Below are 14,248 nucleotides of genomic sequence, written 5' to 3'. Positions count from 1 at the left end.
GAAAACAATTGAACCTTTTTAGAGGCAATCTTAACTAAACTGATAGGACAATTTTACTAACAATTGTTGTTTTCTAGTGATCTGGGTAGAATGAGATGAATAACTTTTTGGTTAGGTGAAACTATATATTAAGCTATTCGTCAAAACCCATAGTTAATTTTTTATTGAGAGAGATTATGTTAAACAAAAAATCTTTTATAAACACTATTCGTAATGCAAGTATAGTAAGTGCTACAGTCTTAAGTTGTTGGTTAGCCCCCATGGGCAAATTATTAGCCCTCCCCCAAGAAGTAATCGTCGAAAAACTACAATCAATTCCTGTTTTTACCGTTGCTGATGAAGAAGGAGCACCCTTAGTGGCCACTAACGGAGAGAATAATAATCAAAGAGTGGCGGGGGTTTTTATCAGTAAAACCGATGCGAATAATTTTGTAGAGCAATTGAAGCAAAATAACCCTGAATTAGGTGGACAAGTACAGGTTATTCCTGTATCTTTAGGGGAAGTTTACGAAATGTCAGAAGCAAATGCAAATCAACCTGATGGCATTAGATTTGCCTACGTACCTCGTCAGGCGGATGTGGACCAGGCTAGGGAATTAAATTCTGGTTATCGTACTGGCGTTCCTTTGTTTGTTGCCACAGCGGGGGATGACCAAGGTTATTTAACCGTTAGACAGGGAGATCAAGAATTTATTCCTTTCTTTTTTGAAGAATCCCAAGTGAGAGATTTAGTAGAAGGTTTTAAGGAGTCTCAACCTGATATGGCTAATTCTGTACAAATCGAAGTTGTTGTCCTTGAGGGGGTAATTTCTGCTCTTCAACAGGGTGATGATGATTTATTAGAAAGAATTATGCTGTGGCCTTCTCAAGAGTCTATCCAGTTTATTCAACAAAACTCTCCCCAACAACCCCAACAATAATAATAATTGACCATCACAAAAAATGGTGGGTAAACCCCACCTTTGTCAATCATAATATACCTTTAGCTGTACCAGATGGCCTCTATGTGCTGGGCGATCGCCCTTGCCTTAGGTACAGTATGATCATTAGTTAAAACGGTGACATGTCCCATTTTGCGCCCTGGGCGAGACTCGCTTTTTTCGTACCAGTGAACAAAAGTATCTTCTATGGAAGCGATGCGGGTTAGTCTTTCTTCATAGTTCGGGTTAGGGAAGTCTAAACCTAGTAGGTTAACCATTACAGCCCCTTGCTTACAAAAACTTAAATCCCCTATGGCTTGCCCCGTAACGGTTCGCAGTTGGAGGGCAAATTGAGAAGTGCGACAACCATCAAGGGTATAATGTCCAGAATTATGAGTACGGGGGGCGGTTTCATTGACCAAAATTCTGCCATCTTGAGTTAAAAATAATTCGATGCCCATTACTCCCACATAGTCTAATGCACTCAAAAGTTTATGGGCGATCGCTTTTACTTCTTCCACTTGAGCTATAGTAATATTAGCAGGGGCGATCGTCCAACGGCATACCTGATTTTTTTGATAGGTTTCTACCACAGGATAATTAGTCACCGTGCCATCCACTCCTCGGGCAGCTATCACCGCCAATTCACACTCAAAGGGAATAAATTCCTCTATTAAAAAAGGTACATCCCCCAATACTTTTAAAGCTGAATCCAACTCATCAGGGGATTTTACAATGATTGTACCCTGTCCATCATAACCATGGCGGCGCACCTTTAGCACCACGGGAAAACCAAAACTTTCCAAGTCTTCTATCTTCTCAAAATTTTTAAATTGAGGTACAGGCAAACCCAAACTTGCTAAAAAACATCTTTGCTCATATTTATCTAATAAAGGAGCTAAACTCTGGAGAGAAGGACGAAAACAAACTCCTTTTTTTGCCAAAACTTGCAACCCTTCAAGGTCAACAAATTCGTTTTCAAAGGTTATTACATCACACTTTTGGGCTAGTTTTTCTGTACCCTCCACCGAATCCACGGGCGCCCATACCACTTCTTGGGCCAAACTAACCGCCGAATCATCTTTACTAGGGGTTTGTACCGATAATATAATTCCTTGGGCAGGGGCTTCTTTTGCCATCATCCATGCCAACTGCCCTCCACCGATAACACCTACTCTTGTCATCTTCTTTTTTTATTCTTTGTTTTTTCCCTCAACTATCTTAATGGATAATTGAAAATTAAGGTTGAGGCGTTTTTCTGGTCAATGCTTAATTTTAGCCTCCGCTGACGGGGGGAATAAAAGCGATTTCATCTCCGGGGCGAAGGATATAATCAGGGGAAACAAACTCAAGATTTACGGCAAATCGAGTTATTTTTTCCCATGGTTGCAATGTTGATTTTTCGGTAATCATTTGTTGCAAAATATCCCCAACCTTAGTATTTTCGGGGATGTCTAGGGTTAGCTCTGACTGTTGATATACTTCTTGATAGATGGCGAATAGTTTTATTTTTACTCTCATAAAATATTTGTTGGCTTTTGCACCTCAATATTTCATTTTAGCGAGTGAGGGTCATAATATTTCTATTCTGCAAAGATGGATTCTGGATTTTGTCTGAAAAGTTTGTTATTAACAGTAATGGTACGATAAGGGTTGTAAGGGCGATCGTAGTTCCAAAAATATTCGCTGTTATCTGTCTAGGGTTACTTTCTTGATTGTTTCTAGACCTACCACTGGCTTCCATAAATTTACCTTATTAAACCTTGTCTTAATTAAAATGTTTTTATATACCATCCATTGTAACAGTTATTTTTGTGGCTGATTGTGTTTAAAATGACTTTTCATTATTATTTTTACTTTTTTTAGATTTTCTTAAATATTGATAGATTAGATGTTTATATTTATTAATATAATTCTTTTTATGGTATAAGAAATAACAATATTACAAGAAAAACTTTAAGTATAAATACTGTACAAAATATTTTAACCCCAAGACATATATCAGAATAATAAATGACTTATGAACAAATTATCATGTTTATACCAAAAAGATAAAAACGTTATCTCCAAAAGCCTTTTAGAAAAAAATATAACCAAATAAAAGAACAAACCATCTTAAAAATAAACACCTAATCAGACTAATTAGAAACCAAAAAAACCGTCAAAATTACAAAAAAAAGAACCCCTGTAGAATGTAGCCCCCACATTTAAAGATAAAATAGGAGATTGCAGATAAAATCACTATAAAAAAATAATATGTCAGTTAGAGTTAGAATAGCGCCCTCCCCCACAGGAAACTTACACATAGGCACAGCACGCACCGCCGTCTTTAACTGGCTGTATGCCCGTAATCAAAAAGGTACATTTATTCTTCGAGTAGAAGATACCGACATCGAACGCTCAAAAGCCGAATATACTGAAAATATTAAATCAGGTTTAACATGGTTAGGACTAAACTGGGATGAAGGCCCCTTTTTCCAAACCGAAAGACTAGATAAATATCGTCAAGCAATCCAAACCTTAGTGGAAAAAGGATTAGCTTACCCCTGCTATTGTACCCCCGAAGAATTAGACGAAATGCGGGAGAAACAAAAAGCCACCAACCAAGCCCCCCGTTATGATAACCGTCATCGTAACCTTAGCGCCGAACAAATTGCCGAATTTGAAGCCCAAGGACGTAAACCCGTCATTAGGTTTAAAATCGAAGATAACCAACAAATTATCTGGAATGACTTAGTTAGGGATAGAGTAATTTGGCAAGGCAGTGATTTGGGTGGTGATATGGTAATCGCTAGGGCTTCGGAAGGAGATGTTTTTGGGCAACCTTTATATAACTTAGCCGTGGTGGTGGATGATATGGATATGGATATTAGTCATGTTATCCGAGGAGAAGATCATATTGCCAACACAGCTAAACAAATCTTACTTTACCAAGCCCTTGGGGGAAAAGTACCCGAATTTGCCCACACTCCCCTAATTCTTAATACTGAAGGGAGAAAACTTTCTAAACGTGATGGAGTTACTTCCATTGATGATTTTAGAAAAATGGGTTTTGTTGCCCCTGCCCTAGTGAATTATATGACTTTGTTGGGTTGGACTTCCCCCGATGGAGAGGAAATTTTTACCCTCGATGAAGCTGCCACAAAGTTTAGTTTAGAAAGGGTAAATAAAGCTGGTGCAAAGTTTGACTGGGATAAATTAGATTGGATTAATAGTCAATATTTACACATTATGCCCCCAGAGGATTTGTTACCTGCTTTAATTCCCTATTGGCAAGGGGCAGGTTATGAATTTGATATAGAAAATCAAAAGGATTGGTTATTGGAATTAACTGCTTTAATTTCCACCAGTCTCACTCGTTTAACCGATGGTGTCAAGGAAACTGCTTTGTTTTTTGCTTCGGAAATTAATCTTTCTGATGAAGCCAAAGATTTTGTTACCCAAGAAGGAGTAAAAGATGTTTTAGGTTCGGTAATTTCCGCTACTTCAGAGGATTTAACAGAGGATGAAGCTAAGGGTATCATTAAGCAGGTAACGAAGGATTTAAAGGTTAAAAAAGGTTTAGTAATGCGCTCTTTACGGGCTGGTTTAACGGGTGAATTACATGGCCCTGATTTGATTCAAACTTGGTTATTGTTAAATAAAAAGGGTGTAGCAAAAGCTCGTTTAGAAAATCTTTTTAAAACTTTGAGTTAAATGGTTTGGTGGGCATTGCCCACTACTATAATTAATTATGGACTCCACTGGGGTTTAAAACCGGGGATGGGTAACTCTTGTAAGGAGGCTTGAGGGGAATCTGTGCTGGGTAAATTTAACACCCAAAGACGACTACTCAAGATTAATTCGGCGGAGTCACTAAATAATTCGGCAGCGGGGGCTTTATTGATGACGGTATCTTCGTTAAGGTTACTTTCTGTTATTAGTTGGTCAAATAATATTCCTGAACCATCGGGAGCTATACTTATTTTTATGTCTTGATAATGGGGAAGGGCTAGTAGGGGTATAACATCTTCTGATTCAATATCGATGCCGACAAAGTAGGGTTTTTCTTGAAACTGATTTTCAGTGTCGATTAATTCGGTTAAAAGACAGAAAAGGCTATTACCATTGGGGGAAAATTCACAGTCAACGATAGAGCCTTCGATGGTAACTAATTCTTTTTCTACTCCTTGATTATTAACATAAAACAATGAACGGGTATAACGCAATTCGGCGTTGTCGGTATTGAAGTTTACCATGGCAGCTGCCTTACCATCCCTAGTGAAGGTTAATACTTGCCCGTATTGGGGTAGAAAGTTGAGGGATTCGTTTTCTTCTTGTTTTTGTAATGGCACAATGGAAATTCCTTCTCCTTGGGCAATGGCGATCGCATTTCGATCTGGAGTTACAATAAAGTTACCTCCATCGGTGTTTAATTTTTGAGGAATTTTACCATCTTCGATTTTCCATAAATCAAAATCGGTGGGATCATCTTTTTTGATTCGTTGTACAACGATAATATCTCCTTTTTCCCCTGCTAAATCAAAATTATTGTTTAAATATTCATCTTTACCAAGAATGGTTTTTAGTTGCCCTGGAATTTTGGTAGTACTATCATTGGATAAACCTGTGGTTACTTCATAAATTGATAAGTCTCTAACCCCTTCTTGATTTATGTCTTTTTCGGCAGCGGAAAAAACAATTTTTTCGGTATTGGGGGTAAATTTAAAATCGGTAACAATTAGGTTTTCTGGTGTTAAAATAGTTTGATTTTCTTTGGTGGTATTATTAAGAATTAATCTTCCTGCTTCGTTGCCATCACTACCGACATAAGCGAAGGCTTTATCTCTACTTTGAAACTGCCCGATAAAAGGTTCTATTTCTTCTCCTAATTCTTCTTTCCCTCTAAATTTTTCTTGGGCATTGGTTAAGGACAAACGATAATTTCTCCCGTAGGGAATCACATTATTTAATGTGTAAACTAATCTTTTTCCGGCCCAACTAATTCTACCTGGTAAAGCTGGTTCAATTTCCAAATTATTTTCTACACTTTCTTGGGATACAGGGCGATCAAAATCAAGAATAAAGGCGTTATCATTAGAGTTTATAGTGCGATCGTTCCAAGAAAATTTTTCTACATGGGGGTTAGTTCTAAATAAACAAATATCGTTAGGACATACCCTACTACCAATGACCAGTATCATTATAATTACAGTACAAATAATAATGGTAAATAAACATATTTTATCTATAGTTTCTTGGTAGGTAATTTTTTTCATGGTCATTTAATAATTTTGTGCAGATGAGGTAAAAGTTAAGGGAGATTTCTCTTATTTTAAACTAATATTTTTACCTTGATATGAATCAAAAAAACTAACTTTATCTAGGTTAATTCCTAAATTTATTTTATCCCCTATATTAAATATATCATCTCCAAATACCCTTACTTGTAGAGGATAATTAACATTGTCTAAACTCACATTTAACAGGGTTTCATTTCCCAAAGATTCAATCATTGTAATAGTACAAGATAGGGTTTTGGTAGTGTCATTGGTTAAATAAAAATGTTCTGGTCTAACTCCTAAATTAATTTTTTCGTAATTATAATCAGCGAAAATATTGAGCCATTTTTGGGGTAAAACTATTTTAAAACATTGATGAACAATCATTGATTTTTCTTTGATAAAAGTAACTTCAATAAAGTTCATGGGAGGTGAGCCAATAAATTGAGCGACAAATTGATTCGCTGGTTGACGATACACTTCTAGGGGGGTAGCTACCTGTTGAATTTCTCCACTATTCATGATAGCAATGCGATCGCCCATAGTCATAGCTTCTGTTTGATCATGGGTAACATAAATAGTTGTTACTTGTAATTGTTTTTGTAGGGTAACAATCTGGCTACGAGTTTCAGTTCTTAGTTTAGCATCTAAATTAGAAAGAGGTTCATCCATTAAAAAAGTTTGGGGATTTCGAGCGATGGCACGGCCCAAGGCTACCCTTTGTTTTTGCCCCCCCGACAATTGTTTTGGTAATCTATCTAAAAGATGATCAATTTGTAATAATTGGGCTACTTCTATGACTTTTTGTTGGATAGTTTGTTCCTCCTGACTCAGATAACGAAAAGAAGGCGGTAAACTACGACTAATATCTGCCATGATTTTAGCAGCAGAAAATTTCTTTTTATCAGGATTCATCCGCCGTAAACCAAAGGCGATGTTGTCATACACCCTAAGATGGGGATAAAGGGCATAATTTTGGAATACCATGGCAATATCTCTCGATTTTGGTGGTAAATTGTTTACAGTGCGATCGCCTATAATAATCTTACCCGCCGTAATTTCTTCCAACCCAGCAATTAACCGCAGTAGGGTACTTTTACCACACCCTGAAGGCCCTACCAATACCATAAACTCCCCTTCCCTAATCTCTAAATTAATCCCCTTAAGAACATTCGTATTATCGTTGGAGTTAGACTCCTTTTTCTCGTTTTCCACAGGGACAGAAACAGGGGAAATAACTCCTATATTATTACCACCAGATAGCTTTGACCTAGAGCCAGAATAACTCTTATAAAGATTTTCAATAATTACTTGTGCCAAAATTTACCATCTATCCAAAATAAGCATTCAACGTCAAATTATAGCATTTCAAGGAATATCGTTTAGCAAATAGAAGCCCATAGCGAGAGTCCTTTTTTTCTAAATAGATTTTAACTATACCTTCAAAAACTATTCCTAATCACTTTTTGTAAGACAATAATAATTATGTTTTACTGGTAAATATCAATAAATCAAGTAATAGAATTATCCCTGTATAAGTAAGTTGGCGTTATTAATGATGGGTTTAGTATTACCAAAACCTTTATTAATAAAAGGCTTAAACCTTTTGGCTAGATCGATTTAATTACACCTACCTACTTAATGGGGGCAAAATACAATACATAAAAAAATATGTTCGCACCCAAGAAAATTAATTTCCCCCACTTAATAACTAATTTCTTTTGGATTAAACTTGTTGTTTTAGGTATTAGCATAATTTCCGCACAACCTTTACTAGCCCAAGAAAAAAATGATCCCCTTAGGGTATCTACCCGCCCCTTTCCTCCCTTTGTATTTGAACAAGAAAACGGAGAATATTCTGGATTTAGCATTGATTTATGGGATGAAATTGCTAACAAAATGGACATAGAATACGAACTTCATTCAGAGGATAATGTTCAAGAATTATTAAATTCCGTGATAGAAAGCAGGGCAGATGTATCTGTGGCAGGAATTTCTATGACATCGGAAAGGGAACAAATTATCGATTTTTCTCACCCTTTCTTTGAATCTGGATTAAATATAATGGTATCAGGAGAGCCTATTTCCCCCTTCAGAATGGCAATCAATTATATATTTGTACCAACCATTTGGATTACGGTGGGAATTTTATGCTTGTTTACTATTTTAGCTGCCCATATGATGTGGATATTTGAAAGGAAAGAAAATACTCAAATGTTTCCCCGTAAATATTGGCGTGGTATTTGGGAATCTTTTTGGTGGTCTGTGGTAACTTTAGTTACGGTGGGTTATGGTGACAAAACCCCTACCACCGCTGGGGGGAGAATTGTAGCAACAATTTGGATGTTTGCAGGAATATTATTAATTTCTTATTTTACTGCTTCTATTAGTTCTTCTATGACAGTCGATCGCCTAGATACCCAAATTAAAGGATACAATGATTTAAGGGGACGTTCGGTGGGTACGGTAAAGGGTAGTACCTCCGTAGAGTTTTTACAAAATTTGTCAGCGAATGTTGTAGCCTTTGATAGCATTGAAGAGGCCTATGAAGAGTTAATAAACCAAGATATTGAGGCTGTGGTTTATGATGAGCCCGTTTTGCTTTATCTTATCAATGAAAGGGGAAGTGATCATAGTACCAAAATCGTCGGCAGCACTTTTGATGTTCAAAGTTATGCCATCGTTTTGCCTAGGGGTAGCCGTTATCGTAATGATATTAATCGGGCTATCCTTGCTTTACGAGAAAATGGTACTTATGATCAAATTTATGAACGTTGGTTTGGTCGAAATGATGAGTTTTAGAGAATAGATAAGACAATTTTTAACATAAAAACATATTAACCTAACACCTAAATACTGTCGGTTAAGCTATCATCATTCCATTCGAGACTATCGTTGATGCCGTTGCCATCATGGTAGGCAGCCAATAATATTTCGCTGGTTTTACCCCATACTATCTTACCATCACGGCTAAGGGCGATCGCCCCTAAATCCCGTTTATTTTCCTTCGCCTCTGCCATGGATTTTTGCATCGCTTCAGACAAAGACAACCCATCTGTGGTACGAATTACCACCTTCGCCGCCAAACACTCATCAATAATATCTTCCCCAATGCCCGTACAACTAACCCCTGCCACCCCATTGGCATAATTTCCCGCAGGCATCGCCGAATCACTTACCCTGCCCACATATTCCAAACCCTTACCCCCCGTAGAAGTCCCCGCACTCACTCTACCCATACTATCAAGGGCAACCACCCCAATGGTACCTCGTCTAGCATTTTCAGCCTCCGCCACAACCCCAGCCATTTTACTGCTAAAGTTACCCTTTCTCTCCTCAATCCACTCCTGTAATCTTAAATCAGTTAGGGGGTCATAAATGGGAAAACCCAATTCCCGTAACAGTTGTGCGCTGCCGTAGTCTGATAAAACTCTATCTTCCTTATGCTGTAAAGTTTTCGCCAACTCAATGGGATTTTTTACCCGAGAAACATTAATCACCCCACTAAAACGCTGGGCTTCCCCATCCATCAACGATGCACTCATGCGAATTTGTCCATCAGACTGTAATACAGAGCCTGTACCTGCGTTAAAACGCTGATTATCTTCCAATAATTGACAACCCAAAATTACTGCTTCATTGGCACTTTTACCAGCCAAAAGTAACTCATATACTTCTTTGACAATGTTATGGAGGGATTCCCTTACCGCTTCTAGGCCTCCTTTTCCTTTTAAAGAGCTACCAGCACCACCATGGATGATTAATTTAGGAGTAATTTGATTAGACATTTGATAAATTAAATAAATATTTATTTCATAGCTATTTTACTATATTTATCCTATAAAAAATATACATTTTTTACTAACTGTATTTATTCAATAAAACTTTATTAAACCTAAAATCACAACCATACAATCATTGAAAATTTACCCTCAAATTATCTTACTCTTTTCCACCTTGAGTTAACCGAAACTTATTCTTAGTTTAACCTTTTCCTAACTTAAATTATCTACTATCTACCTTGATGATAAAAACAACATAGCTCAAGTATTGTTCCTCAAAAACACCTCTTGAGTCACAGAGGAAAACAAACAATGACTAAGAACATAAATCGTTCTCGACCCTTTGACCCCAACCATGAACCAGACTGCAATCCCTCACAAAATAACAGTCTGAGCGCAATAATTGGAAAAAAAATGCAACGGAGGCAAGTATTAAAAGGTAGTGTTGCCCTAGCCATTACCTCCATGTTTGCCAGTCCTATTCTCAGCGCCATTCGCCCCCGCATGGCCAAAGCCCAAAACCCATTACTAGGATTTAAAGCCATTCCTATTAGTGAAGCTGATACCATTATCGTTCCAGAAGGATATAAAGCTCAAGTCATTCTTCCTTGGGGAGAGCCCATTGCAGGAGACTATCCCGATTATCGCTTAGAAAACACTGGTGCAGAACAAGGAATGCAAATTGGTAGTCACCATGATGGAATGCACTTTTTTCCCATTGATGGAAATTCCCCCTATGAAGGCAGTTCGGAAGAAGGATTTTTGGTTATGAACCATGAATACATTGAACCGCGCTATATGCACACCTCCGCCCAAGGGAAAGCCCTAACCCGAGGAGATGTAACCATGATAGGAGAAAATCGCCGAGATAGCGATGAAGTATTAAAGGAAATGAATGCCCACGGAGTTTCCATTGTTCATATCCGTAAGCAACGTAATGGCAGTTGGGCAGTAGTTAAAGATTCTCGTAATCGTCGCATTACAGGTTTAACCCCCATGGAAATTAATGGCCCTGTCCGTGGTACAGACTTTGTTAAAACTCTTTACAGTAAGGATGGAACAGCCACCCGTGGCACTCTTAACAACTGCGCCCATGGAGTAACCCCTTGGAATACTTACCTAGCAGCAGAGGAAAACTGGCATGGTTATTTTCGTAATGGTGATGTGGATAATCAAGGTAATCCTAATTTACCCAGAGAACATTCCCGTTATGGAGTTAGTACAGGGGATACCCGCTATGGTTGGGAATTAGCGGCTAATGGTAATGATGAGTATATTCGCTTTGATGCTTCTACAAAAGGCAATAATGCCATTGAAGATTATCGTAATGAGCCAAATACTTTCGGTTGGGTGGTAGAAATTGATCCTTTTAATCCTAACCATACCCCCCAAAAACGTACTGCTTTAGGACGTTTTCGCCATGAAGGAATTGTATTTCATCCTGCGGTAGAGGGTCAACCTATTGTTTGTTATTCTGGGGATGATGCTCGTTTTGAATATATTTATAAATATGTGTCTGCCCAACCCTATTTTGCACAAACTGCAGGGGGACATTTATTGGATAATGGCACCCTCTATGTGGCTCGATTTAATGAGGATGGAAGTGGTGATTGGATAGCATTAGTTTTTGGACAAAATGGTTTAACTCGCGAAAATGGGTTCAACTCCCAAGCTGATGTTTTAGTTAATACCCGCACTGCGGCAGATTTTGTAGGTGCTACAAAAATGGATCGTCCAGAATGGGGGGCTATTGATCCTCAGACGGGAGAGGTTTATTTTACTCTTACTAATAATACCAGTCGTGAAGCTGACCAAGTTGATACGGTTAATCCTCGTGCCAGTAATCGTTGGGGACAAATTGTTCGTTGGCAAGAGCAAAATAATAACCCTAGCGGTAATGCTTTTAAATGGGAGATGTTTGTTTTGGCAGGGCCAGAGGATGACAGCCAGACTTTGAAGGGTGATTTTTTGGATATAGAGAATCAATTTTGTAACCCTGATGGGTTGTGGATTGATGCTGAGCGTCGCATCTGGATTCAAACTGATATGAGTGAAAGTGTCATCAATACTGGAGATTTTGCTCAGTTTGGTAATAATATGATGTTGGCGGCGGATCCTGAAACTGGGGCTATTCGCCGTTTTTTAACTGGTCCGGTGGGTCAAGAAATTACTGGGGTAATTACTACTCCTGATCGCCGTACGATGTTTATTAATGTTCAGCATCCTGGGGCTACTTCAACTAAGGAGGATTTTGCTCAGGGGAAAATTAATTCTCGGTGGCCTGATGGTAATGGTTCTCCTTATCCTCGTTCGGCTACGGTGGTTATTACCAAGGAAGATGGTGGTATTATCGGTTCTTAATTGTTTTGGTTGGACATACCAGTTTTAAGGTATCGAAATATCTCATGGTGGGCATTGCCCACCCTACTTTATATATCTTGGATTTTGGTCATGTCCATGGAATTTTTAAAGGCTTTGGCTAAGTCTTCTAAATTAGAAAGGTTTTCTATATAAGGAAAATAACCGAGTACGGGAATATTGGTAAAGGATTCGATCATTTGTTTGGGAGTCCAATTATTAATCTGTTCCTCGGTATAGGGATTTACACAATTAAAAATAATCCCTTTTAAATTAATATTATGTTGTCTAGCAAGGGCTACGTTTGCTATAGTATGGGCGATCGCCCCTAACTTCACAGGAACCACCAAAACCGTATCCAAAACCCAACTATCAGCCACATGGGCAATGGTCAAATTATCAGTAATGGGAGAACCCAAACCCCCCAAAGCCTCCACCAAAAAAACATCATATTGGGTTTGCCCCTGCCGTAACTGACTATAAATCAAATCCATATCAATAGAACGATGTTCCATAGCCGCCGCCACAGGGGGAGCCAAAGGAGCATCATAACGTAAAGGAATAATCACATCATCGAAAAATTGTTGATAAAATTCCGCATCCCCCAACCTACCAGTTTGTAATAACTTCATCAAACCTGTAGATAGATGGGGATAATAAATCTTGTAATACGCCCTCCATGCGGTAGTTACGATAGTTTTTCCCGCATCCGTATCCGTACCCGTAATAAATAAAGTTTTCATTAAAAAATCAACACAACCCCAAAATAAATGAAGCAAAATGGTATATATATTGTAAATTAGAATACAAGAGTAAAACTTCTCCTATTTTAAAAGGGTAAGATAAAGATTAAATTATTATTAAATTTTACGAGGTTAAAGAATTTGCCGTGAGTCATTCTGCCACTTTAACACTCAGTCCCATGTTACAACATCAAGTATCCGACAATAATCGTCTCAGATTATTTTCAGGATCAGCAAACATCGGACTAGCTACAGAAGTAGCGCGCTATCTAGGCATGGATCTAGGACCGATGATTCGGAAGAGATTTGCCGACGGAGAGTTATACGTCCAAATCCAAGAATCCATCAGGGGGTGTGACGTTTATTTAATTCAACCCTGTTGTAATCCTGTCAACGATAACTTAATGGAGTTGCTGATCATGATTGATGCCTGTCGTCGGGCATCAGCACGGCAAATTACCGCAGTTATTCCCTACTATTCTTATGCCAGAGCCGATCGTAAAACCGCAGGTAGGGAGTCCATATCCGCCAAATTAGTAGCCAACTTAGTCACCCAGGCAGGGGCCAATCGAGTCCTTGCCATGGACCTACACTCTGCCCAGATTCAAGGATATTTTGATATACCCTTAGATCATGTTTATGGTTCTCCTGTTATTCTTGACTATCTCCTTCAAAAAGAGTTGGAAGATTTTGTAGTAGTATCTCCTGACGTGGGCGGTGTAGCCCGGGCAAGGGCTTTCGCCAAAAAGTTAAATGATGCTCCTTTAGCTATCATTGATAAGCGTCGTCAAGCCCATAACGTAGCCGAAGTGATGAATGTCATCGGTGATGTGAAAGGCAAAAACGCCATTTTGGTGGATGATATGATTGACACCGCAGGAACACTACTAGAAGGGGCAAGACTGCTCAAAAAAGAAGGTGCTAAGAAAATTTATGCCTGTGCAACCCATGCGGTATTTTCTGGCCCTGCCATATCTCGTTTATCTAGTGATGTTTTTGAGGAAGTAATCGTAACTAATACAATTCCTGTACCTTTAGACAACTATTTTCCTCAGCTGAAAGTTTTATCCGTAGCAAACCTACTGGGTGAGACTATTTGGCGTATCCATGAGGATAGTTCGGTAAGTATTATGTTCCGTTAGTTATTTATTTATTAAAACAGGGCAAAAAAAAGAGGGGGTGCA

General features: G+C 38.4%; 12 protein-coding genes. 5 read left to right on the top strand and 7 right to left on the bottom strand.

Annotated elements, in window-relative coordinates; genetic code table 11:
- Positions 1 to 176: 176 nt before the first annotated feature.
- A complete protein-coding gene (locus tag A5482_RS01360) occupies positions 177 to 920 on the top strand; it encodes a Tic22 family protein (RefSeq protein ID WP_069789876.1) in 744 nt (247 codons plus the stop codon).
- 62 nt (positions 921 to 982) lie between these two features.
- Here the strand turns inward: A5482_RS01360 and A5482_RS01355 are convergent, their stop codons facing one another.
- The 3 genes from A5482_RS01355 to A5482_RS01345 form a co-directional block, all read right to left on the bottom strand.
- Positions 983 to 2,104, bottom strand: coding sequence for a 5-(carboxyamino)imidazole ribonucleotide synthase (locus tag A5482_RS01355; RefSeq protein ID WP_069789877.1), 1,122 nt, complete (start codon positions 2,102 to 2,104; stop codon positions 983 to 985).
- A 91-nt stretch (positions 2,105 to 2,195) separates the two neighbouring features.
- The gene (locus A5482_RS01350; RefSeq protein ID WP_069789878.1) at positions 2,196 to 2,441 is read right to left on the bottom strand and encodes a MoaD/ThiS family protein; all 246 of its coding nucleotides are present in this window, start codon (positions 2,439 to 2,441) and stop codon (positions 2,196 to 2,198) included.
- Between the two features lie 37 nt (positions 2,442 to 2,478).
- Positions 2,479 to 2,664 (bottom strand): hypothetical protein, encoded by a 186-nt coding sequence (locus A5482_RS01345; protein WP_141712652.1) that lies wholly within the window; start codon positions 2,662 to 2,664, stop codon positions 2,479 to 2,481.
- A gap of 512 nt (positions 2,665 to 3,176) precedes the next feature.
- On the opposite strand from A5482_RS01345, the gene gltX reads away from it, so the two are divergent.
- Positions 3,177 to 4,616 carry a glutamate--tRNA ligase gene (gene gltX / locus A5482_RS01340; RefSeq protein ID WP_069789879.1) on the top strand — a complete coding sequence of 480 codons (1,440 nt, stop codon included), beginning with the start codon at positions 3,177 to 3,179 and terminating at the stop codon, positions 4,614 to 4,616.
- 35 nt (positions 4,617 to 4,651) lie between these two features.
- Here the strand turns inward: gltX and A5482_RS01335 are convergent, their stop codons facing one another.
- Both A5482_RS01335 and A5482_RS01330 read right to left on the bottom strand, forming a co-directional pair.
- Entirely contained in the window at positions 4,652 to 6,184 is a 1,533-nt protein-coding gene (locus tag A5482_RS01335) for a hypothetical protein (RefSeq protein WP_446684789.1), read from the bottom strand.
- Between the two features lie 45 nt (positions 6,185 to 6,229).
- Positions 6,230 to 7,501: an ABC transporter ATP-binding protein gene (locus A5482_RS01330; protein WP_069789881.1), complete on the bottom strand. Its 1,272-nt coding sequence runs from the start codon at positions 7,499 to 7,501 to the stop codon at positions 6,230 to 6,232.
- Positions 7,502 to 7,852: 351 nt separating this feature from the next.
- Between A5482_RS01330 and A5482_RS01325 the strand changes: the two genes are divergently transcribed.
- Complete coding sequence (locus A5482_RS01325; protein ID WP_069789882.1) at positions 7,853 to 8,983, top strand: transporter substrate-binding domain-containing protein; 1,131 nt, start codon at positions 7,853 to 7,855, stop codon at positions 8,981 to 8,983.
- Between the two features lie 47 nt (positions 8,984 to 9,030).
- Here the strand turns inward: A5482_RS01325 and A5482_RS01320 are convergent, their stop codons facing one another.
- A complete protein-coding gene (locus A5482_RS01320; protein ID WP_069789883.1) occupies positions 9,031 to 9,969 on the bottom strand; it encodes an isoaspartyl peptidase/L-asparaginase in 939 nt (312 codons plus the stop codon).
- 306 nt (positions 9,970 to 10,275) lie between these two features.
- On the opposite strand from A5482_RS01320, the gene A5482_RS01315 reads away from it, so the two are divergent.
- The gene (locus A5482_RS01315) at positions 10,276 to 12,324 is read left to right on the top strand and encodes a PhoX family protein (RefSeq protein ID WP_069789884.1); all 2,049 of its coding nucleotides are present in this window, start codon (positions 10,276 to 10,278) and stop codon (positions 12,322 to 12,324) included.
- Positions 12,325 to 12,392: 68 nt separating this feature from the next.
- On the opposite strand, the gene bioD is transcribed toward A5482_RS01315, so the two are convergent.
- A complete protein-coding gene (bioD, locus tag A5482_RS01310) occupies positions 12,393 to 13,064 on the bottom strand; it encodes a dethiobiotin synthase (RefSeq protein ID WP_069789885.1) in 672 nt (223 codons plus the stop codon).
- A gap of 146 nt (positions 13,065 to 13,210) precedes the next feature.
- Here bioD and A5482_RS01305 point away from each other — a divergent pair, with 146 nt between their 5' ends.
- Positions 13,211 to 14,206 carry a ribose-phosphate pyrophosphokinase gene (locus A5482_RS01305; protein WP_083260381.1) on the top strand — a complete coding sequence of 332 codons (996 nt, stop codon included), beginning with the start codon at positions 13,211 to 13,213 and terminating at the stop codon, positions 14,204 to 14,206.
- The last annotated feature ends 42 nt before the right edge of the window (positions 14,207 to 14,248 follow it).

It is taken from the genome of Cyanobacterium sp. IPPAS B-1200 (genome assembly GCF_001747005.2).
Taxonomy (GTDB): domain Bacteria; phylum Cyanobacteriota; class Cyanobacteriia; order Cyanobacteriales; family Cyanobacteriaceae; genus Cyanobacterium.
The sequence above is the reverse complement of the archived record's forward strand: the minus strand, read 5'-3'. Positions and strand labels throughout refer to the sequence as shown.

Bases quoted from the DNA above. Each gene is read 5' to 3' on its own strand.
- A5482_RS01360 (WP_069789876.1), top strand. From the start codon at position 177: ATGTTAAACAAAAAATCTTTTATAAACACTATTCGTAATGCAAGTATA.
- A5482_RS01355 (WP_069789877.1), bottom strand. From the start codon at position 2,104: ATGACAAGAGTAGGTGTTATCGGTGGAGGGCAGTTGGCATGGATGATG.
- A5482_RS01350 (WP_069789878.1), bottom strand. From the start codon at position 2,441: ATGAGAGTAAAAATAAAACTATTCGCCATCTATCAAGAAGTATATCAA.
- A5482_RS01345 (WP_141712652.1), bottom strand. From the start codon at position 2,664: ATGGAAGCCAGTGGTAGGTCTAGAAACAATCAAGAAAGTAACCCTAGA.
- gltX (WP_069789879.1), top strand. From the start codon at position 3,177: ATGTCAGTTAGAGTTAGAATAGCGCCCTCCCCCACAGGAAACTTACAC.
- A5482_RS01335 (WP_446684789.1), bottom strand. From the start codon at position 6,184: ATGACCATGAAAAAAATTACCTACCAAGAAACTATAGATAAAATATGT.
- A5482_RS01325 (WP_069789882.1), top strand. From the start codon at position 7,853: ATGTTCGCACCCAAGAAAATTAATTTCCCCCACTTAATAACTAATTTC.
- A5482_RS01320 (WP_069789883.1), bottom strand. From the start codon at position 9,969: ATGTCTAATCAAATTACTCCTAAATTAATCATCCATGGTGGTGCTGGT.
- A5482_RS01315 (WP_069789884.1), top strand. From the start codon at position 10,276: ATGACTAAGAACATAAATCGTTCTCGACCCTTTGACCCCAACCATGAA.
- bioD (WP_069789885.1), bottom strand. From the start codon at position 13,064: ATGAAAACTTTATTTATTACGGGTACGGATACGGATGCGGGAAAAACT.